Here is a 20,322-nt window from a genome sequence, read left to right as displayed (position 1 = left end):
TGCGCTGGGAACGGGGGCGCAAGCCGTACCAAAAAGATCACAGAGCGGGCTTGCCGGGCTGGAAGAGCCAGGCGTCGAAGAGGGTGTCGAGCTGGGCGCCGGAGATCTGCTCGGACAGGGCGAGGAGGTCGGCGGTGGAGGCGTTGCCGTACCGGTAGGTGCTCGCCCAGCCCTTGAGGATGGCGAAGAAGGCGGTGTCGCCGACCTTGGCGCGCAGGGCGTGCAGGGTCATGGCGCCGCGGTCGTAGACGGGGTCGTGGAAGAGGTCGGCCGGGCCGCCGGGGTCGGCGGGGGGCGTCTGCCAGAAGGCGTCGCCGGCGGGCACGGCGTAGGCGGCGTCGAAGGCGGCCTGGACGGTGCGGACGCCGCGCCGGTCGGCCCAGAGCCATTCGGCGTAGGTGGCGAAGCCTTCGTTGAGCCAGATGTCCTGCCAGCGTTCGGGTGTCACGGAGTCGCCGAACCACTGGTGGGCCAGCTCGTGCGCGAGCAGGTTCTCGCTGGGCACGCGCGGGTAGATCGGCCGGGTCTGGGTTTCGAGTGCGTAGCCGACGTTCGGTTCGTGGTCGACGATGCCGCCGGTGGAGCTGAACGGGTAGGGCCCGAACAGGCTGCTGAAGTAGTCGAGGACCGGTGCGTGGCGGGCGGCGAAGCCGGTGGCCTGGCCGGCGAGTTTGGGGTCGACCGCGGTGATCGTCCGGTAGCCGCCCAGGGTGGTGTCGGTGAGCTCGAACTTGCCGATCGAGACCGTGGTCAGGTAGGAGGCCATCGGCTGGCGCGCGTCCCAGACGTAGGTGGTGCGCCCGCCGCCGGAGCTGCGCGAGGTGAGGTCGCCGTTGGCGACGGCGACGCGGGTGTCGGGGACGGTGACCGAGAAGCGGTAGGTGGCTTTGTCGGTCATGTGGTGGTTGCCGGGGTACCAGGTCATCGCGCCCTGCGGCTCGTTGGCGTTGTAGACGCCGTCGCTGGTGCGGATCCAGCCGTCGCGGGAGCCGTCGGGGTCGAGGACGTGGGTGGGTTTGCCGTCGTAGCGGACGACGGTGGTGAAGGTCTGGCCGGGCGCGAGCGCCGCGGTGACGGTGAGTTCGCTGCCCGACTGGGTGAAGGCGGCCGCGGCGCCGTTCACCGTCACCGAGCGGACGGTGAGGGTGTCGACCAGGTCGAGGTTGAAGGCGCTGAGGTCCTGGGTGGCGCGCGAGGTGATGGTCGCGGCGCCCTGCAGCGCGTTGGAGCTGGGGTTGTAGTCGAGGGCCAGGTCGTAGTGCTGGGTGTCGTAGCCGCCGTTGCCCTGCGTGGGGAAGTACGGGTCGCCCGCGCCGGGGCTGCCGGGCGTGCCCGCGACACCGGCGGAGGCGGGCGTGGAGGCCAGCGGGAGGCTCAGCAAGACAGCAGTGGATAAAGCAAGAAAGCGCTTCATGACACTTCTTTCGTTGGCTTGAGCGAATTGTGATACTTGCGAGCCCGCTGAGGAATAGCCGCCGTAGGATTTCCCGTCATGAGCGACCTGCCGCCCGACGTGGCCGAGGTGATCTCCCGCTACCTCGATCTGATCGACCGTGCCGCGCCCGGCCACCTGGCCGCCCTGTACCTCGTCGGTTCGCTGGCGCTGGGCGACTACCGGCCCGGATCCAGCGACGTGGACTTCGTCGCGGTCACCGAGGGCGAGGTGGACCCGGTCGGGCTGGCCGCCGTGCACGAGGCCCTGCGCCCGCCGATGAACGTGGACGGCGTCTACGTCACCGCCGCCGACCTGGCCGCCGACCCCGAGACCGTGGGCGAGCGCCCGCAGGCGTTCGAGGGCCGCGTCACCGTGGGGCCGGCCTTCGAGATCAACCCCGCCGTCTGGCAGACCCTCGCGCAGGGCCCGATCGTGGTCCGGGGCGAGCCGCCGCAGGTCACCGTCGACCCGGTACGGCTGGCCGCGTGGACCCGCGGCAACCTGGACACCTACTGGCGCCAGTGCCGCGACGGCGTGGCCGCCCTCCCCGCCGAGCTCGTCGACGACACCGTCGTGGTGTGGTGCGGGCTGGGCCCGGCCAGGCTGGTCCACACGCTGGAGACCGGCCGGGTGACCTCCAAGCGCGGCGCGGGCGAGTGGGCGCTCCGCACCCGCGGCGACAGCGCCATCCTGCGCGAGGCGCTCACCCTGCGCGGCGGCGGCCGGAGCGCCTACGAGGCACCCGCCGACCGGCAGCGCGACCTGGTGATCCACATGGACGCCCTCCTCGGCGGGGTACAATAGCCGCATGCATTACTACTTCCTCTGATGACGGCGAGCGCCCCACGGTCGGCTCGTCTCTCGGAGGAAGTGTGTCTTCTTTGTCGTTCATCCATGCCCACGAAGTGTCGATCGCTCGTGCCGGCAGGCCGGTTCTGACCGGCGTCTCCCTCACCGTCTCGCCCGGCGAGCGCCTCGGCGTCGTCGGGGAGAACGGCCGGGGCAAGACCACGTTGTTGCAGGTGCTGGCCGGTGTCCTGCCGCCCGACTCGGGCACGGTCACCAGGGCCGGCAGCCTCGGCGTGGCCGATCAGGAGATCCCGGCCGGCGCGGGCCGTACCGTCGGTGACCTGATCGACGTCGAGCTCGCCACCGTCCGCCGGGTCCTCGGCCAGGTCGAGGCGGCCGCCGCCGCGCTGGCCGCGGAACGGCCCGGCGCCGACCACGCGTACGCCGAGGCGCTCGTCGCGGCCGACGCGATCGGCGCCTGGGAGGCCGACCACCGCGTCGGGCTCTCCCTGGCCGCGCTCGGCGCGGTCGGCGACCGGGACCGGCCGCTGGCCGAGCTGTCGGTCGGCCAGCGTTACCGCATCCGGCTGGCCTGCCTGCTGGGCGCGGGCCACGACCTGCTGCTGCTGGACGAGCCGACCAACCACCTCGACGCCGCGGGCCTCGACCACCTGACCGAGCGGTTGCGTGCCCATCCGGGCGGGATCGTCCTGGTCAGCCACGACCGGGCCCTGCTCGCCGACGTCAGCACCGCGGTGCTCGACCTCGACCCCTCGCGGGACGGCCGGCCTCGCCTCTACGGCGGCGGTTACGCCGGCTACCGCGAAGGGCATCGGGCCGAGCGGGCGCGCTGGGAGCAGGAGTACCGCGCCCAGATGGAGGAACGCGACCGGCTGGCGCAGGACCTGTCGGCGGCGCAGGACCGGCTGATCACCGGCTGGCGGCCGGACAAGGGCACCGGCAAGCACACCCGCGCCACCCGGGCCCCGGCGCTGGTCCGCTCGGTGCACCGCCGGCAGGAGGCCCTGGAGGCGCAGGTGCTGGCGGTGCCCGAGCCGCCGCAGCGCTTCGAGCTGCCCGAGCTCGCTCCGGAGCCGGGTGTGACGTTGCTCCAGGCCGACGGCGTGCGGGTGAAGGGCCGGCTCGACCGGCCGGTCTCGTTGCGGTTGCGCGCGGGCGAACGCCTGGTCGTCACCGGGGCCAACGGCGCGGGCAAGTCCACCCTGCTCGCCGTCCTGGCCGGCGCTCTCCAGCCCGACGAGGGCGAGGTACGGCGGAGCCGTACCGGCTGGCTGACGCAGGAGTCACCCCCGCCCACCCGGCGGACGGTCGCCGAGGTGCTCGGCGAGGAGGCCGGCCTGGGCCTGCTGCCGGCGGAGTCCCTGCGGAAGCAGGTGAGCGAGCTGTCGGTCGGCCAGCAACGCCGCCTGGACCTGGCCCTCCTGCTGGCCGCCCGGCCGGACGTGCTGCTGCTCGACGAGCCCACCAACCACCTGTCGATGACGCTGGTGGAGGAGCTCACCGAGGCGCTGGAGGCGACCGGCGCCGCGGTGGTCGTGGCCACGCACGACCGGAGGCTGTTGCGCGACACGGCCCACTGGCCGCACCTGGCGGTGTGAGCCGGGGCCGGGCGCCCGCCTGCCCCCTCGGAAGGCGGGCGCCCGGAGCCCCCTACTTGACCGAGCCGGCCATCATGCCCTGGACGAAGTACCGCTGGAAGGCGAAGAACAGCACCAGCGGGATCAGCAGGGACAGGAAGGCGCCCGGTGCCAGGATGTCGACGTTCGTCCCGAACTGCCGCATCTCCGACTGCAAGGCCTTGGTCATCGGCTGGGCGTCGGTGTCGGCGAAGACCAGGGCGATCAGCATGTCGTTCCACACCCACAGGAACTGGAAGATGCCCAGCGAGGCGATCGCCGGCTTGCCCAGCGGGAAGACCACCCGGGCGAAGATCTTCCACTCCGGCGCCCCGTCCATCCGGGCCGCCTCCAGCAGCGAGGACGGGATGCCGACGAAGAAGTTGCGCAGCAGGAAGATCGCGAACGGCAGGCCGAAGGCGACGTGGAACAGCACCACGCCGGGGATCGACCCGAAGATGCCGAGCCCGCCGTAGAGCGAGGCGATCGGGATCAGCGCGATCTGGATGGGCACGATGAGCAGGCCGACCACGATGAGGAAGAGCAGGTCGCGGCCGGGGAACTCCATCCACGCGAAGGCGTAGGCGGCCATCGCCGCGATCCCGATGACCAGGATGGTCGTCGGGACGGTGATGAGGACGGTGTTCCAGAAGGAGGCGGTGAACCCGGTGGCCAGCAGGCTGCTGTAGGCGTCGAGGGTGAGCTGCGCGGGCTGGGTGAAGACCGTCCACCAGCCTTCGGCGGCGTTCACCTTCTCGTCGCGCAGCGAGACGATCAGCAGGCCGAGCGTGGGCACCAGCCAGAACAGCCCGAGCAGGACCATCAGCACCTGGACGGCGCCGCTGCCCAGGAGGTCCACCAGTCGGCCGACCGGGCCCCGCTTGATCTCACCGGCCTGCTGGGGTGCGGTGGCGGTCACGACTGCTCCCTTCTGAACCGGCGGATGTTCATGATCATGAAGGGCAACACCAGGATCAGCAGGAAGATCGCCAGAGCGCTGCCGAGCCCCTGGTTGCCGCCGCCGCCGAAGGAGACGCGCCACATCTCCAGGGCCAGCACCATCGCCTCGTCCTGCACGGAGGCGGGCGCGATGATGAAGACCAGGTCGAACACCTTCAGGGTATTGATGATCATCGTGACGAAGACCACCAGGAGCACCGGCGACAGCAGCGGCACGGTGATCCGGCGGAACACCTGCCACTCGGTCGCGCCGTCGATGCGGGCCGCCTCCAGCGCGTCACGCGGGATGGCGGCCAGGCCGGCCGCGATGAGGACCATGGCGAAGCCGGCCCACACCCAGACGAACGCGCCGATGATCGCGGGGGTGATGAGCGTCGGGCCCAGCCAGCTCAGCCCGTTGTAGGGCGCGGTGAAGTTGGACTGCGGCAGCCGTACCTGATAGGCCCCCGAGACGCCCTCGAAGGCGAAGGAGCCGTCGTCGGCGGTCGTGGTGGTGGCCACCACGGCGCCGTTCTGCACGGCCTCGACGGTCACGCCGGGCAGGCCCTTCTCCGAGGCGTCGATCTCGCCGTTGCGTCCGCCGCCGCCCGGGGTGAAGTCGAACCAGACCGCGCCGGAGGCCCCGGCCTTCGCCGGCTGCGCGCCGGAGGGCAGGTTGTCCTGCCGGATGCCGACGATCGGGATGAGCGCGGGGCTGCCGCTGGCGACGATGCCGCCGCCTTCGGCCTTGACCGTGTCGCTCTCGCGGGGCCGGGCGTTGGGGTAGCCCTGGGAGGCGGAGAAGGTGTCGTGCACGGTGGTGAGGATGGCGTTGGCCACCCCCTTGTCCGGGTCCTGCTCATAGACCAGGCGGAAGATGACGCCGGCGGCCATCAGCGAGACGGCCATCGGCATGAAGACGATCAGCTTGAACGCGGTCGCCCAGCGGATGCGCTCGGTCAGCACCGCGAAGATGAGGCCGAGCGTGGTGACCAGGATGGGCGCGACGACCACCCAGATCAGGTTGTTCCTGATCGTGGTGAGCAGGTTCTGGTCGGTGAAGATCGTCGCGTAGTTGCCCAGGCCGACGAAGTCGGTCGGGAGCGTGCCGAACAGGCTGCGGTAGAGCGAGTAGCCGATCGGATAGATCACCCAGATGCCCAGCAGCACGGCCGCGGGCAGGAGGAAGACGTAGGCCAGGACGGGTGAGGGTCCCAGGCGACGCTTGGCGGAGGCTTGGGGGGTGGGTCCGGGGACGGGCCCGTCCGCGATGGGGGACGGGCCCTGCGGACCGGTTGACCGTTCAGTCACGGCTGGTCCTTCCGGAGGGGGTTATTTGGTCCAGGCCTTCTTGGCTTCCGCCTCGAGCTGTTCCTGGATGTTCTTGACGTCGCCGGGGTTGCGCAGCAGGTCCTGGAGGAGCTTCCACTCGCCCTTGCCGTCGGTGCCGCCGAAGGCGCTGGGCGCGAGGTCCGACATGTCGTAGCGGACGCTCTCACCGGCCGAGATGATCGTCTGGCCGAGCTGCTTGGTCAGCGGGTCCGGGTAGTTGTCCGGGGAGACGTTGCGGTTGGGCGAGAGGTAGCCGGGGAGCTTGGCCCAGATCTCGCCGCCCTCCTTGGAGGCGAGGAACTCCAGCAGCGCCTGCGCGCCGGGGGAGTCCTTCATGATCACCGCGATGTCGCCGCCGAGCACGACCGGGGCGGTCTCGCCGACCTTCGGGAAGGCGAAGGACTTGGCCTCCTCGCCGACCTTGGCGCCGGCCTCGACCGCCGAGACGGCGACGAAGTCGGCCTCGATCACCATGGCCGCCTTCTTCTGGCCGTAGACCTGGGTCACGCAGGTCGGGAAGTCGGTCTGGAGCGCGCCGGATGAACCGCCGTTGACGTACTCCTTCTTGCTGAACAGCTCGGCCATCTTGGTCAGCGCGACGCCGACCGAGGGGTCGGTCCAGGGGATCTCGTGCTCGGCGAGCTGGTCGTACTTCTCCGGTCCGGCGCTGGACAGGTAGACGTTCTCGAACAGGTCGGTGAGCGTCCAGCCGGAGGCGCCGCAGAAGGAGAAGGGCGCGGTGCCGGAGTCGGCGATGGTCTGCGCGGTGGCCAGCAGCTCGTCCCAGGTGGTGGGCGGCTGGGCGCCGGCCTCGTCGAAGGCGGACTGCCGGTACCACACCAGCGACTTGTGCGCCGCCTTGACCAGCACGCCGTAGAGCTGGTCGTCGGCCGAGCCCAGCTCCTTCCAGTACTCGGTGTAGTTGTCGTCGAGCTGCTTCTTGACCGCGTCGTTGAGCGGCTTGAGCGCCTTCTGGTCGGCGTACTGCTGCACCAGGCCCGGCTGCGGCAGGATCGCCACGTCCGGCGGGTTGCCGCTGGTGACGCGCGGGCCGAGGTAGGCGCCGGTGTCCTCGCCGGTGGAGGCGTAGGTGACCTCGGCGCCGGTCTTGTCGGAGAAGGCCTTCAGCACCTGCTGGAAGTTCTTCTGCTCCTCGCCGGTCCACTTGGCGGCGACCTCGAGCTTGACCCCTTCCAGGGTCTTGCCGCCGCCCGCGGCCGGCGCCGAGGAGGCGCCGCCGGCCGGTTGCGTGGGGGTGGTGGTGGGGGCGTTACCGCAGGCCGCGAGGGCGATCGCGAGTCCGGCGGCGGTAAGGGCTTTGCGCATGGTTCCTCACTGGGTTTTGAGAACCTCGGAGAGTTCCGCCTTCAGGGCGGCCGCGACGTCGGACGCGGACTCCGTGTACGGCGGGGCGAGAGCCTTGGCGACGTTGCTGGCGATCACCAGGCTCAACTGGTTGTAGTTGGCACTCGCCGGGCGGCGTTTGGCCGCGAGAATGCTCTCCTTCAGGGCCGGCAGGTAGGGGAATCGTTCGATCAGCCCGGGATCGTCGTAGAGCTCGGTCCAGACCGGCGGGAAGGACCCGTCGGTGAGCACGCGGCGCTGGTTGTCCAGGCTGGTGAAGTAGTGGATGAACTCCTGGGCCGTCTGCGGGTGCTTGGAGTACGCGCTGATGGCCAGGTTGTTGCCGCCCAGGACGCTGGGCCCGGGCAGCCGGGTGACCGCGAACCGCCCGCGGACCGCCGAGCCCGGCGCGGTGGCCGGACCGTAGGCCGGCGGCCAGTTGCGGGCGAAGGCGAGGCGGCCCTCCTGGAAGGCCAGGCGGGACTCCTCCTCCTTGTACCGAAGGGCCTCCTCGGGGATCCACTTCTCGCGCAGCCCCTGCTGGAGCCGGCTGATCGCGGTCTCGACCGGGCCGGACTCCGCGGTGACGCGGGTCCCGTCGGGGTCGAGAAGCTGGCCGCCGGCGGCCTGGACGGCTTCGGAGAAGTTGACGGTGAGTCCCTCATAGGCGAGGAACTGCCCCGCATAGCCCTGAATATCATGCTTCTTTTGGATTTCCAGAGCTTGTCTGCGCAGCTCGTCCCACGTCTTGGGCGGTTTCCGCACCAGATCGGTGCGGTAGAAGAGCAGTCCGGCGTTGCTCGTGTACGGCACCGCCCACAGCTTGCCCTCGTAGATCGCGGTCTCGACCACCGGCGGCAGGAACCTGTCGAGCGGGAAGGCCGCCCGTTCCAGGGGGATGATCCAGCCGCTGTCGGCGAACTCCGCGGTCATCGTGACGTCGAGCCCGAGCACGTCGTAGCGGTCGCTCTTGGCCTGCAGGTTGGCGACCATCTGCGCGCGTTGCTCGTCGGCGGCCTCCGGCAGCTCGATCAGCGACACCGTCTCGGCCGGGTGGGCCTGGTTCCAGCGGTCCAGCAGGGGTTGCAGGTACGCCGTGGTGTCGCGGCCGGTGGCGAAGGTGATCGGGCCCTTGCCGCCCGCGGTGGGACCGGCGCCGTCGCGCTCACCCGTCCCCGTGCACCCGGCCATCACCAGCAGGGCGACGGCCAGGGGAAGCGGGCGAAACACCGGCGACCTCCACATTACATACGTGTTAGGTAGATGCATTCATGTTATGCACACCCGTAAACTGGACGTCAACGGAAGGTCATGTAACGCCTGCATAACAGGGAGGCCCGCGTGCGGCTGCACCTTCTGGCCCTGCTCGCGAAGGAGCCCGCGCACGGCTACGAGCTGAAGCAGGCGCTGGAACTGACCTTCGGCGCCGCCTACCCCTCTCCCAACATCGGGCAGATCTACGTCACCCTCGCCAGGCTGGAGAAAGACGGCCTGGTCAGAGCGGTCGACGTCGAGCAGTCCAACCGGCCGAACAAGAAGGTCTACTACCTGACCGCCAAGGGCCGGGAGACGCTCACCGCCTGGGTGGAGGAACCCACCGAGGGCCCCCGGGTCCGCGACGAGTTCTACATGAAGCTCATCCTCGCCCCGCTCACCGGCATCGCCGACCGCATGGTCCTGATCGGCCGGCAGCGGCGGCACTACCTCGTGCTCATGCGCGAGCTCAACGAGCTGTGCGAGAGCACCGACCCGGCCAACCGGGTCGCGCTCCTGCTCATCGAGGGGGCCATGCTGCACCTGCAGGCCGACCTCGACTGGCTGCAGCGCTGTCAGGAGGAGCTCCTGTGACGTTGAAGGCGCACAACCTCGTCAAGATCTACTCCAACACCGGCGTGCCCGTGCACGCCGTACGCGGGATCGACCTGGAGGTCGACGACGGGGAGTTCGTCGCGATCATGGGGCCGTCCGGATCGGGCAAGTCCACCCTGATCCACATGCTCGGCGGCCTCGACGTGCGCACCAGCGGTGAGATCTGGCTGGACGGCAAACGGGTGGACAGCCTCACCGAGAGCGCCTGGGCGGTGCTCAGGCGCCGCAAGATCGGCTTCGTCTTCCAGGGCTTCAACCTGGTCGCCAACATGACCGTCGCGGACAACGTCGAACTGCCCGCGCTGCTGGCCGGGGTCTCGCCCCGGGAGGCGCGCGAGCGGCGCGAGTTCCTGCTGGAACGCCTCACCCTGACCGACCGCGCCACCGCCTCGCCCGGCCGGCTGTCCGGCGGCGAGCAGCAGCGGGTCGCGCTGGCCCGGGCGCTGGCCAACCAGCCGAGCCTGCTGCTGGCCGACGAGCCGACCGGCAACCTCGACAGCCGCAACACCCGCGACGTGCTGCGGCTGCTGGGCGAGGTGCACCGCGACGGGCAGACGATCGTCATGGTCACGCACGACGCCCGGGTGGCCGCTCTGGCCGACCGGGTGATCTCGCTGCTCGACGGCGAGATCATCGACGACGGGCGCATCCCGCGCCGCCGCTCGGCCACCGGCACCGCCGGCGAGGTGATCGACCTCCGATGAGCGTCGTCCGGGCCGGGGGCCGGTTCATCCGGTCCGACCTGCGCGCGCGTCCCGCGCAGGCCCTGCTGACCGTGCTGTCGGTGGCCGGGATCGTCGCCGCGCTGCTCACCGGGGCGACGCTGCTGGAGGAGGGCACCAACCCCTGGCGCAGCCTGTTCGCCCAGACCGACGGCGCGCACATCTGGATCCACACCACCGACCCGCCCGACGTCGCCCGGTTGCGCGAGCTCGACGGGGTGGTGCGGTCGGCCGGGCCGTACCGTTCGGCGCCGGTGACCGTGGTGCAGGACGGGAAGAAGGCCCCGGCGGCGTTGCGCGCGCTGCCCGCCGCGCTGCCGGAGGTGGCGCACCCGGTGGTGCGCGAGGGCGCCTGGCTGAGCTCGGCCCAGCCGGACGGGGTGGTCGTCGAGCAGTCCTTCGCCCGGGCGCTGGGCCTGCGGCTGGGCGCGCCGCTGACGGTCAACACGCTCGGCGGCGCCCGTCGCGTGCTCTACGTGCGCGGCGTCGCCGACTCCGCAGAACAGGGCTTCTACCCCGAGTGGACGCCCGGCCTGGCCTGGGTGCTGCCCGGCACGCTCGACCAGGTCGAGCCGAAACACGGCCTGAGCGAATGGGTCACCGGGTTGCGCCTGGCCGACGCGGACGCCACCCAGGTGATCTCCCAGCGCGCGGTGGTCCGCCTCAGCCGGCTGGAGCGCGTCTACACCTGGCGCGAGGTGCGCGCGGCGATGGAACTGGACAACCGGCTCCTCGGCACGCTGCTCGCGCTCTTCGGCGTGGCCGGCCTGGTCGCCGCGGCGCTCGCGCTGGCCAACGCGGCCGGCGGGCGAGTGCTCGGCCAGCTTCGCGACCTGGCCACGCTCAAGTCGCTCGGTTTCACCAGGCACCAGATCGCCGCCCTGCTGGTCGTCGAGCACGGCGCGCTGGGCCTGCTCGGCATCGGGCTGGGCCTGTCGGCCGGCTGGGCGGCCTGCGTCTGGGTGCTCGGCGCGACCTCGGCCGCGCCCCTGCCGGTGCTGGCCATCGCGGTGGGCGCGGCACTCGTCGTGCTGGCCGCGGTCGGGCTGCCCGCCTGGCGCGGCGGGCGCACCCCGCCGATCCCGGCCGCGCCCGGCGCGCCGCCGCGCGGCCACCTGTCGCGCCTGGCCCGCCTCGCCCTGCTGGTACGGCTGCCGCCCGCCCTCGTGCTCGGCACCCGCGACGCCTTCACCCGCCCGGTCCCGGCCTTCCTGACCGCCTTCGGGCTCGCGGTGCCGATGATGATGATCACCATCGGGCTGGGCGTGTGGTCCACCCTCGACAACTTCCTGAAGCACCCGGAGCAGGTGGGCCAGTCGGCCGGCCTGATCGTCAAGAAGGGCAAGCTCACCCCCGCCGAGACCGAACTCCTGCTGCGGCAGAACCCCGACATCCGCAAGGTCTACCAGGGCAGCACCGTCAACGCCCTGGCCCCCGGCGAGGCCCGCTCGGTGCGGGTGCGCGCCATCGGCACCTCCCTCGACCCCTACCCGTATCCGGTCGCCGAGGGCAGGGGCTACACCCAGCCCGGCGAGGCCGTGGCCGGGCAGGGCCTGCTCGACCTGCTCGGCATCCGGATCGGCGACCGCGTCCGGCTCACCGTCGGCGGCACCCCGCTGATCGTCCGGGTGGTCGGCCGGGTGGTCGAGCCCGAACTCGACGGCCAGGTGCTGTCCGTCGGCCTCGACACCCTGGAGGCCAAGGACACCGTCCCGCCCGCCTTCTACGCCCTCGACCTGCGGCCGGGCGCCGACCCCGCCGAGGTCGCCCCGCGCCTGCTGGCCGCCTCGGGGGAGGCGCTCGACGTGCAGCGGGTGATCAACCCCGCCGAGCGGCTGGGCGTCATCCGGATGATCATCGTGGGCCTCATCGTGGTGCTCGCCCTCATCGCCCTGGCCAACCTGCTCACCGCCATCGCCCTCGGCCTGCGCGACCACGCCTCCGACCTGGCCGTCCTCAAGGCGATGGGGCTGACGCCGCGCCAGGTGACCGCGACCCTGGTGACCGCCACCGGGTTGCTGGTCATCCTCGGCGTGCTGGCCGGGACGGCGGCGGGCGCGCTGGTGGTGACCTGGCTGATCGACCTGCAGGGGCACACCAGCGGGGTGGGCGCGGGCATCGGGCGGCCGCCTGCCGTACCGGCGGTGGTGGCGGCGGTGCTGACGGCGGTCGGGGCCGCGCTGGCGGTGGCGCTCATCCCGGCCCGGCGGGCGGCGCGCGCGTCCGTCCCGGCGGCGGGGACTAGGCTCACCGGATGACTGTGATCCGCCCCCTGACGCTCGACGACGTCCCCGCCCTGACCACGTTGATCCGCGAGAACCGCGACTTCCTGGCCCCCTGGGAGCCCGAGCGGCCGGAGAGTTTCTTCACCGAGGAGGGCCAGCACGAGGCGGTCGCCGGAGTGCTGGCCCAGGACGACTGCCGGCCCTTCGTGATCCTCGACGAGCAGGGCGAGGTGGCCGGGCGCATCATCATCAACGGCATCGTCCGCGGGGCGTTCCAGTCGTGCTACGTGGGCTACTGGCTGGCCGAGAAGGCCGGCGGGCGCGGCCTGGCCACCCGGGCGCTGCGCGAGGTCATCGAGGTCGCCTTCGACGAGCTCGGCCTGCACCGCATCCAGGCGGACACGGTGCTCGACAACGTGCGCTCGCAGCGGATGCTGGAGCGTAACGGGTTCGTCCGTTACGCCCTCGCACCCACCTATCTGAAGATCGCGGGGAGGTGGCAGGACTGCTACCTCCACCAGTTGATCAATCCTCGGTCCGCCTGAGGGCGAACCAGTAGAAGCCGTGCCCCGGCAGGGTGAGCAGGTACGGCAGCGACCCGATCTTCGGGAAGTGCACCCCGCCCCTGGCCTCGATCGGCGTCATGCCCTCGAAGCGGCGCAGGTCGAGCTCGACCGGCTGCGGGAACTTGGCGAGGTTGTTGACGCACAGCATGAGGTCGTCGCCGTCCTCGCGCATGAAGGTCAGGACCGCGGGGTTGTTCGACCACATCTCGGTGTAGGCGCCGGTGCCGAACACCGGGTGCTCACGCCGGATCTGCAGCATGCGCCGGGTGAAGTGGAGCAGCGAGCCCTCGCTGCGCAACTGCGCCTCGACGTTGACCGCCTGGAACCCGTAGATCGGGTCCATGACGGCCGGCAGGTAGAGCCGGCCCGGGTCGGCCTGCGAGAAGCCGGCGTTGCGGTCCGGACTCCACTGCATCGGAGTGCGGACCGCGTCGCGGTCCTCCAGCCAGATGTTGTCGCCCATGCCGATCTCGTCGCCGTAGTACATGACCGGCGAGCCCGGCAACGACAGCAGCAGCGCGGTGAACAGCTCGATGCGGTCGCGGTCGTTGTCCAGCAGCGGCGCGAGCCGGCGGCGGATGCCCAGGTAGGCCCGCATACGCGGGTCCTTGGCGTACTCCGCGTGCATGTAGTCGCGCTCTTCCTCGGTGACGGTCTCCAGGGTGAGCTCGTCGTGGTTGCGGAGGAAGATGCCCCACTGGGCGGTGTCGGGCAGCTTGGGGGTGCGCGACATGATCTCGGAGATCGGCTCGCGCGACTCCTTCTTGACCGCCATGTAGATGCGCGGCATCAGCGGGAAGTGGAAGGCCATGTGGCACTCGTCGCCGCCGACCGTCGGGTCGCCGAAGTACTCGACCACGTCCTCGGGCCAGCCGTTGGCCTCGGCCAGCAGCACCCGGTCGGGGTAGAGCCTGTCGACCTCCGCGCGCACCTTCTTCAGGTAGGCGTGCGTCTCCGGCAGCCCGCTGCAGGAGGTGCCCTCCCGCTCGAACAGGTACGGCACGGCGTCCAGCCGGAAGCCGTCGATGCCCAGGTCGAGCCAGAAGCGCAGGACCTCCAGCATCGCCTCCTGCACCGCCGGGTTGTCGTAGTTGAGGTCCGGCTGGTGGTGGAAGAAGCGGTGCCAGTAGTACTGCTTACGCACCGGGTCGTAGGTCCAGTTGGACTCCTCGGCCCCGATGAAGATGATCGGCGCGTCGGGGTAGCCCGTGGGCTTGTCCGACCAGACGTAGAAGTCGCCGTACGGGCCTTCCGGATCGTGCCGGGAGGCCTGGAACCAGGGGTGCTTGTCGCTGGTGTGGTTCATCACCAGGTCGGTGATGATCCGCAGCCCCCTGGCGTGCGCGGACTCGATGAGCTGCACGAAGTCGGCCAGGTCGCCGAACTCGGGCAGGATCTTCATGTAGTCCGAGATGTCGTAGCCGCCGTCTTTCAACGGCGACTCGTACAGCGGCAGCAACCACAGGCAGTCGACGCCGAGCCACTCGAGGTAGTCGAGCTTCTCGATCAGACCGCGAAGGTCGCCGGTGCCGTCACCGTTGGAGTCCTTGAACCCCCGGACCAGCACCTCGTAGAACACCGCCCGCTTGTACCAGCTAGGGTCCTCCGAGACGAAGGACTCGCTGACCGGATCCGGCGACGGGGATGCATAGCTCATTGGACGCTCACAGAAGGAGATGTGGGCAGGACGAAGTCACCGGTTCCCCGGCGTGAATTGTGGTGACCGCGCCGCCTGGAGCCGTCATCCCTGCGATCTCCATGCCCGTTCCGGGGGTTGCCCGGTTGTACGCGGCGCTTACGGGCCGAACACTACCAGCCCCGCGGGTATCCGGAACCACCTTCCGAACGTGCCCACGACGACTGTTCGTAATCTTCCTGTTACCTAGCGGTCACTCGAAGGGTGTTTGCGGTGCACAGTCGAAGTCACGCAGCCAGGCGCCGAACAGCGTCAGCCCCCGAACCCAGAACCGGTCGTTCCACCCGTGGAAGCGCGCCAGCGCGTCGGGGCCGTCGGCGATGACCGCGTGCGCCTCGGGGGAGAGCAGCCCGGGCACCCGGGAGGCGACGACGCTCAGCAGGTCGTGCGAGTAGACCCGGGCCGGCGCGGCGGTCGAGCGCAGCGGGACGCGGCGCAACGGCTGCTTGACGACGTTGGTCGAGGGCAGCGCGGCGACCCGCGGGCCGGCGGCGTGGAGCAGCTCGCGGTAGAACCGGCCGCCGTCCTTGCGCCCGACGCCGACGGAGAGCGCGGCGTCGAAGAAGTCGGGGTGGATGAAGGGTGCGGCGAAGGACGCCTCGGGGCCGACCAGGTTGACCGCCGAGCGCGCGATGCCGCGCACGGTGCGGGTGTGCAGCACCGACAGCGGCAGCTCGGCGCGATGGCCGTGCAACATGGAGGTCGACTCGGCGAACGCGTCGCGCACGGTTTCGGACATCCACTCCTGCGCCCGCTCCGACAGGAACGGCATCGACGGCGCGCCCAGCGAGAGCGAGTCGAGCAGGGCGGCCGAGCGCTCGGCCTGCGAGGAGGCGGCCAGGGCCGAGCCGCTGACCATGAAGTTCTTCAGCAGCGGGCCGCCGGCCAGGCCGTCGACCAGGACCCGGCCGGAACGCTGGACCTCGCGGGCGAAGGGCGCGTACCAGGCGTGGTGCGGGGTGAGGTACTCCAGCCGCCGCGCCACCTCCAGCGCGTCGCGCGGGTAGTCGGCGGCGTCCTGGGTGATGACGCGGTGCGGGATGCCGAGCTCGCGGGTGATCGCCCGGGCGAAGGCGATGTCGGTGTCGGTGCCGTCGTCGGGGCTGGTCGTCCACGACTCCACGTCGAAGCCGCGCGCCACCGCCACGCTGGCCAGCAGCCGCGAGTCGTACCCGCCGCTGACCGGCACCAGCAGCGGCCGGCCCTCGTAGTCCTTGTAGACCTCGTGCAGCAGGTCGAGCAGCTCGCCCGCGCTGGTCCAGGCCTCGTACGGCTCGCGCCGCAGCCAGCGGGGCAGCCGCCGCTCGGTGCGCAGCACCCCGTTCTCCAGCACGATCGCGCTCGACCCGGGCAGCCGCTTGACCCGCGAGTACGGGGTGGCCTCGCCCAGGGGGAAGGTCACCTGGAGGATCGCGGCCCACGCCGACCAGTCGATGTCCACCTCGACCAGCTCCAGCAGCGGCCAGATCAGCGAGGAGAAGTAGACCGCGTCGCCCTGCCGTACGTAATAGAGGTCGACCAGCCCGAGCCCGCCGGTGTGCAGCACGTGCCGGCCGGGCGAGCCGATCAGGCCGGGCGTCTCGAAGGTCTCGGCCACCGAGATCCACTCGTCCCCGCCGTACGGCTTGCGCTCGCCCCACGCGAAGGCGAAGTGCTCGCCCGCGCGGTGGTAGGGCGGCAGCGGGACGCTGCTGTACAGCGCCGCCTCCTCCGAGCGCAGCGCGGGCTTGACCCGCGGGCCGGCGCCGGTGAGCTTGTCCAGCAGCGTGCCGTCGATCCGGCCGAGAGCGCCGCAGATGTAGGGCCGCACATTGAACTGCACCGGATCTCACCCCTTCGAGCCATCAATGGGCAAAGAGTATCCTTCCCAATCGTGAGCACGGAGCTGGAGAGCACTCGTCGGGCCCTTCGGGAGGCCATCGCCCAGGCGGGGCAGGCGGCCGAGCTGGCCCGCCTGCTGGACGCCGCCCAGGCCAGGCTGGCCGAGGCCGAGCGCAGCGGCGAGGAGGCCAGGGTGCTCGCCGCGCGCCTCGAAGAGGCCGAGGAGCAGCTCAGGCGTGAGCGCGCCGCGGCCGAGAAGCTGCGCAAGGAGGCCGCCGAGCAGCGCTACCAGGCCGAGGTCGCGCAGTGGAAGCTGTCGTCGATGAAGGTGGCCCGCTGGACGCGGATCGGCGACGCCATCAAGTCCGGCAAGAGCAACCCGGTGCGCCTGGCCAAGGGGCTGCGGGTGGCGGCCAAGCCGGTCAAGCGGCCCTCGGCGCCCAAGCGCAAGCCGCTGCCGGTGGCCAAGGGCGCGGAGAAGTCGCACTTCCAGGCGACCAGCTCGATCCGCACGGTCGAGGGCGCCTCCTTCCGGCTCAAGCCGTTCCGGGTGCCGACCGGCCCCAACACCCGCCCGCACCTCACCGCGGCGGTCATCGCCGATCCGCACGTCGAGGCGCTGCTGCGGTACGAGTGGCGGCAGACGGTGGGCTTCACGCCGCGTGACTTCGCCCGGGTGCTGCCGCTGGAGACGCCGCACCTGCTGGTCGTCGAGTCCGTGACCGAGGGTCCGTGGGCGCAGGAGCTGCTCGGCGAGCCCGGCGAGGGGCTCCAGGCGCTGCTGGCCTGGTGCGCGGAGCGCGGCATCCGTACGGTCTTCTGGCACACCAAGGGCAACCTCGCCGACTACGCGGCGGCCGCGGCGCTGTTCGAGCACCGCTTCACCGTCGAGGACGCCTCCGGCTGGCCGCGGTTGAAGTTCGGTGTGCAGCCGCGTGTGCACAACCCGCTGCCGCTGCCCGGCGGGCGGATCGACCGGGTGCTGAGCCTGGAGCAGCTCCTGCCGGACGACCTGCCCTACCCCGACACCCTCACCTCCTACCGCTGGCCGGCCGCGGTCGAGGCGCCGCCCGGCACGCCGCAGTGGCGGCTGGCCGAGATCGCCGCCTGCGGCACGCCGATCGGCCCCGAGCCCGACTCGCGCCGCGCCCACGTCGCGCTGCGCCGCGCCTACGCCGGCGGCACGATGACCGAGCGCGTGGACGACCTGCTGGCGGCCATCGGCCTGCCCAGCCACCGGGCGACCCTGAACATCTCGGTCATGATGGTCGTGCACGACGACGTCGAGCAGGCGCTCGCGCAGGTGGCCCGGCAGGCCGGCGTCACCCAGCTCGTCGTCTTCGGCCCGGACGAGGCCGAGGAGCGCGCCCGCGAGCTCATGCCGGCCACCGACGTCGTCTTCCGCCCGCTCGACCCGGCGCTCACCACCGGCGCGATGCTCAACCGCGGCCTCGACCTGTGCGAGGGCGACCTGGTGGCGGTGATGGACCCGCGCGACGTCTACGGCAAGTACTACCTGTCCGACCTCACGCGCGCCTTCCTGTTCGCCAACGCCGACCTGGTCGGCAAGGCGGCCTTCTACGCGCACCTGCGCGCGCCGCAGGCCACGCTGCTCAAGCAGCCGGAGGCGGAGTACGCCTACCTGCCGGAGATCAACGGCGCCACCCTGCTGGGCCGCCGCAACACCCTGCGCGAGCTGGGCATCGCCGACCTCACCGACGGCTGGGACACGGTGCTCATGCGCCAGTGCCGCACCGACGGCGTCAAGGTCTTCTCCGCCGACCGCTTCGGCTACGTGCGGGTCCGCCAGGAGGACCGCTGGCTGCTGGGCGCGGCGCACCTGGTCGAGTACGGCTCGGCGGAGCCGCACGCGCTGATCTAGCCTGCGAGGGTGGAGTTTCGCGTGCTGGGGGAGCCCGCCGACCCCGAGGGGGACTGGGCGGGCGAGGCGGTCTTCGTGTCGAGGGCCGCGCTGCGGCAGCGGCGCGACCCGCACGAGGTGGCCGCGGCCGTCCCCGGCGCCGAGGTGCTGCCCGGCGGGCTGATCCGGATCGTCGTGGCGCACCCGGGGGAGCTGCTCGGCGCCGAGCCGGGCGCGGTGCCGCAGGGCGAGTGGCCGGACCTGCCGCGGACGTGGGACAACCCCGGCTTCGTGGTGCGCTACGCGCACGTGCGCGCCCTGAACACCGAGCGGTGGGCGGCCGAGCTGGGGGTCGCCCGGGAGCCGTTCAGGGGCGAGCTGCTCGACGGGGTATGGGACCGGCGGGTGCTGCGGGTGCTGGCGGAGCTGCCCGCGCGACAGGGCGCAAGAAATGGTGGCTGGGCGTCGTATTCGGTGCGGCTGGCGCTGGCCTACCATGACGCGCACGAGCGGGCGCCTGCCGTACCGAAGGGGGACGAGCCGGCGTCTGCCCTGCACACAGCCCGGGTACGGCTGGCGGAAGCCGTACGAAAAGTACTTCCTGGGCCAGACCGGTTGTAAAGGAAAATCTTTCGTGGACCGTCTCGACAGGTGGGCAGCGGGTCCAGCCGAAGCCGCCGGTCCGATAGCCTCGATCGGGTGAGTCGATTCGCCCATCCCGCCGGGGACCGGCACGCCGAGATGCTGCCCCATGAGCGCCCCCCGCTGGCGCCCGCCGACCTCAACCAGATCAACCCCGCGATCTGGCCGCGAACGTCCGGCCGGCGCGACGGCGCGCTCACGATCGGCGGCGTCGACGTCCGTGACCTGGCCGGACAGTACGGCACGCCGCTCTTCGTGGTCGACGAGGAGGACGTGCGCTCGCGGATGCGCGACTACGCCACCGCCTTCGCCGGATCCGACGTGCACTACGCGGGCAAGGCGTTCCTGTGCCGCGAGATCGTCCGCTGGCTCCACCAGGAGGGCCTCGGCCTCGACGTGGCCAGCGGCGGCGAGCTCGCCGTCGCGCTGAGCGTCGGCTTCCCGCCCGAGCGCATCACGATGCACGGTAACAACAAGTCCGTGGCCGAGCTCACCAAGGCCCTGGAGGTCGGCGTCGGGCACATCGTCGTCGACTCCTACGAGGAGATCGCCCGCCTGGGCTTCCTGGCCGAGCAGCACGGCAAGCGGCCCCGCGTGATGATCCGGGTCACCACCGGCGTCGAGGCGCACACCCACGAGTTCATCGCGACCGCGCACGACGACCAGAAGTTCGGCCTGTCGCTCAACACCGGCGCGGCGGCCGAGGCGGTCCGCCGCATCCTGGCCCTGCCGCAGCTCGAACTGGTCGGCCTGCACTCGCACATCGGGTCGCAGATCGTCGACACCGCCGGCTTCGAGGTGGCCGCGCGGCGGCTGGCGACGCTGCTGGTGCAGATCAAGGAGGAGCACGGCGTGCTCCTGCCCGAGCTCGACCTCGGCGGCGGGTACGGCATCGCCTACACCCCCGACGACCAGGCGCCCGACGTCAAGGAGATCGCCGACAGCCTGCGCGAGATCGTGGCGAAGGTCTGCACCGACGCCGGGCTGCCGGTGCCGCGGCTGACCGTCGAGCCCGGCCGGGCCATCGTCGGCCCGGGCGGGATCACGCTCTACGAGGTCGGCACGGTCAAGGACGTCGAGGGCCTGCGCACCTACGTGAGCATCGACGGCGGCATGAGCGACAACGTGCGCACCGCGCTCTACGGCGCGGAGTACACCACCGCGCTGGTCTCGCGCGAGTCGCAGGCCGAGCCGATGCTCAGCCGCGTGGTCGGCAAGCACTGCGAGAGCGGCGACATCGTGGTCCGCGACCACTACCTGCCCGCCGACCTCGCGCCCGGCGACCTGATCGCCGTGGCCGCCACCGGCGCCTACTGCCGGTCGCTGGCCAGCAACTACAACTACCTGCCCCGGCCCGCGGTGGTCGCCGTCGCGAACGGCGAGTCCCGCGTGATCGTCCAGGGCGAGACCGAGGACGACCTGCTCAGGGGGCAGTTGTGAGTGG

General features: G+C 71.4%; 16 protein-coding genes. 9 read left to right on the top strand and 7 right to left on the bottom strand.

Annotated elements, in window-relative coordinates:
• Nucleotides 1–37 precede the first annotated feature (37 nt).
• The gene (locus ACIBG7_RS01625) at nucleotides 38–1,381 is read right to left on the bottom strand and encodes a M1 family metallopeptidase (RefSeq protein ID WP_397334833.1); all 1,344 of its coding nucleotides are present in this window, start codon (nucleotides 1,379–1,381) and stop codon (nucleotides 38–40) included.
• Between the two features lie 111 nt (nucleotides 1,382–1,492).
• Between ACIBG7_RS01625 and ACIBG7_RS01620 the strand changes: the two genes are divergently transcribed.
• Together ACIBG7_RS01620 and ACIBG7_RS01615 are read left to right on the top strand one after the other, a co-directional pair.
• Nucleotides 1,493–2,239, top strand: a complete 747-nt coding sequence (locus ACIBG7_RS01620; protein ID WP_397334831.1) for a nucleotidyltransferase domain-containing protein — start codon at nucleotides 1,493–1,495, stop codon at nucleotides 2,237–2,239.
• A 68-nt stretch (nucleotides 2,240–2,307) separates the two neighbouring features.
• Nucleotides 2,308–3,843 (top strand): ABC-F family ATP-binding cassette domain-containing protein, encoded by a 1,536-nt coding sequence (locus ACIBG7_RS01615; RefSeq protein WP_397334830.1) that lies wholly within the window; start codon nucleotides 2,308–2,310, stop codon nucleotides 3,841–3,843.
• Nucleotides 3,844–3,895: 52 nt separating this feature from the next.
• Here ACIBG7_RS01615 and ACIBG7_RS01610 read toward each other — a convergent pair whose 3' ends face one another.
• Genes ACIBG7_RS01610 through ACIBG7_RS01595 form a run of 4 tightly spaced genes read right to left on the bottom strand, consistent with a single transcriptional unit; the run spans nucleotide 3,896 to nucleotide 8,706 of the window.
• Nucleotides 3,896–4,780, bottom strand: a complete 885-nt coding sequence (locus ACIBG7_RS01610) for a carbohydrate ABC transporter permease (RefSeq protein ID WP_397334829.1) — start codon at nucleotides 4,778–4,780, stop codon at nucleotides 3,896–3,898.
• Entirely contained in the window at nucleotides 4,777–6,111 is a 1,335-nt protein-coding gene (locus tag ACIBG7_RS01605) for an ABC transporter permease subunit (protein WP_397334827.1), read from the bottom strand. Before ACIBG7_RS01605 ends, ACIBG7_RS01610 begins: the two co-directional genes overlap by 4 nt.
• A gap of 21 nt (nucleotides 6,112–6,132) precedes the next feature.
• Entirely contained in the window at nucleotides 6,133–7,458 is a 1,326-nt protein-coding gene (locus ACIBG7_RS01600; RefSeq protein WP_357917448.1) for an ABC transporter substrate-binding protein, read from the bottom strand.
• Between the two features lie 6 nt (nucleotides 7,459–7,464).
• Nucleotides 7,465–8,706 (bottom strand): ABC transporter substrate-binding protein, encoded by a 1,242-nt coding sequence (locus ACIBG7_RS01595; RefSeq protein ID WP_397334826.1) that lies wholly within the window; start codon nucleotides 8,704–8,706, stop codon nucleotides 7,465–7,467.
• A 111-nt stretch (nucleotides 8,707–8,817) separates the two neighbouring features.
• Between ACIBG7_RS01595 and ACIBG7_RS01590 the strand changes: the two genes are divergently transcribed.
• From ACIBG7_RS01590 to ACIBG7_RS01575, 4 genes are read left to right on the top strand one after another with little or no spacing between them, the layout of a single operon-like run.
• On the top strand, nucleotides 8,818–9,324 hold the full coding sequence (locus ACIBG7_RS01590; RefSeq protein ID WP_357917453.1) for a PadR family transcriptional regulator: 507 nt from the start codon (nucleotides 8,818–8,820) through the stop codon (nucleotides 9,322–9,324).
• Nucleotides 9,321–10,049, top strand: a complete 729-nt coding sequence (locus ACIBG7_RS01585; RefSeq protein WP_357917456.1) for an ABC transporter ATP-binding protein — start codon at nucleotides 9,321–9,323, stop codon at nucleotides 10,047–10,049. The genes ACIBG7_RS01590 and ACIBG7_RS01585 overlap by 4 nt, the downstream gene beginning before the upstream one ends.
• On the top strand, nucleotides 10,046–12,325 hold the full coding sequence (locus ACIBG7_RS01580; RefSeq protein ID WP_357917459.1) for an FtsX-like permease family protein: 2,280 nt from the start codon (nucleotides 10,046–10,048) through the stop codon (nucleotides 12,323–12,325). Before ACIBG7_RS01585 ends, ACIBG7_RS01580 begins: the two co-directional genes overlap by 4 nt.
• Nucleotides 12,322–12,837 carry a GNAT family N-acetyltransferase gene (locus ACIBG7_RS01575; RefSeq protein ID WP_397334825.1) on the top strand — a complete coding sequence of 172 codons (516 nt, stop codon included), beginning with the start codon at nucleotides 12,322–12,324 and terminating at the stop codon, nucleotides 12,835–12,837. Before ACIBG7_RS01580 ends, ACIBG7_RS01575 begins: the two co-directional genes overlap by 4 nt.
• On the opposite strand, the gene treS is transcribed toward ACIBG7_RS01575, so the two are convergent.
• Together treS and ACIBG7_RS01565 are read right to left on the bottom strand one after the other, a co-directional pair.
• Entirely contained in the window at nucleotides 12,818–14,515 is a 1,698-nt protein-coding gene (treS, locus tag ACIBG7_RS01570; RefSeq protein WP_357917464.1) for a maltose alpha-D-glucosyltransferase, read from the bottom strand. The genes ACIBG7_RS01575 and treS overlap by 20 nt on opposite strands.
• A gap of 232 nt (nucleotides 14,516–14,747) precedes the next feature.
• The gene (locus ACIBG7_RS01565) at nucleotides 14,748–16,376 is read right to left on the bottom strand and encodes an asparagine synthetase B family protein (protein WP_397334824.1); all 1,629 of its coding nucleotides are present in this window, start codon (nucleotides 16,374–16,376) and stop codon (nucleotides 14,748–14,750) included.
• 51 nt (nucleotides 16,377–16,427) lie between these two features.
• On the opposite strand from ACIBG7_RS01565, the gene ACIBG7_RS01560 reads away from it, so the two are divergent.
• The 3 genes from ACIBG7_RS01560 to lysA all read left to right on the top strand — a co-directional run bounded on the left by ACIBG7_RS01560 (nucleotide 16,428) and on the right by lysA (nucleotide 20,318).
• Nucleotides 16,428–18,257, top strand: coding sequence for a hypothetical protein (locus ACIBG7_RS01560; protein ID WP_397334823.1), 1,830 nt, complete (start codon nucleotides 16,428–16,430; stop codon nucleotides 18,255–18,257).
• 9 nt (nucleotides 18,258–18,266) lie between these two features.
• Nucleotides 18,267–18,857 carry an anticodon-binding protein gene (locus ACIBG7_RS01555; protein ID WP_357917472.1) on the top strand — a complete coding sequence of 197 codons (591 nt, stop codon included), beginning with the start codon at nucleotides 18,267–18,269 and terminating at the stop codon, nucleotides 18,855–18,857.
• A 78-nt stretch (nucleotides 18,858–18,935) separates the two neighbouring features.
• Nucleotides 18,936–20,318, top strand: a complete 1,383-nt coding sequence (gene lysA / locus ACIBG7_RS01550; RefSeq protein ID WP_357917475.1) for a diaminopimelate decarboxylase — start codon at nucleotides 18,936–18,938, stop codon at nucleotides 20,316–20,318.
• The last annotated feature ends 4 nt before the right edge of the window (nucleotides 20,319–20,322 follow it).

This window comes from Nonomuraea sp. NPDC050328, from assembly GCF_044459405.1.
In the GTDB taxonomy this organism is placed as follows: domain Bacteria; phylum Actinomycetota; class Actinomycetes; order Streptosporangiales; family Streptosporangiaceae; genus Nonomuraea.
This window is presented reverse-complemented; position numbering and strand designations above follow the sequence as displayed.

Bases quoted from the DNA above. Each gene is read 5' to 3' on its own strand.
- ACIBG7_RS01600 (WP_357917448.1), bottom strand. From the start codon at position 7,458: ATGCGCAAAGCCCTTACCGCCGCCGGACTCGCGATCGCCCTCGCGGCC.
- ACIBG7_RS01580 (WP_357917459.1), top strand. From the start codon at position 10,046: ATGAGCGTCGTCCGGGCCGGGGGCCGGTTCATCCGGTCCGACCTGCGC.
- treS (WP_357917464.1), bottom strand. From the start codon at position 14,515: ATGAGCTATGCATCCCCGTCGCCGGATCCGGTCAGCGAGTCCTTCGTC.
- ACIBG7_RS01575 (WP_397334825.1), top strand. From the start codon at position 12,322: ATGACTGTGATCCGCCCCCTGACGCTCGACGACGTCCCCGCCCTGACC.
- ACIBG7_RS01620 (WP_397334831.1), top strand. From the start codon at position 1,493: ATGAGCGACCTGCCGCCCGACGTGGCCGAGGTGATCTCCCGCTACCTC.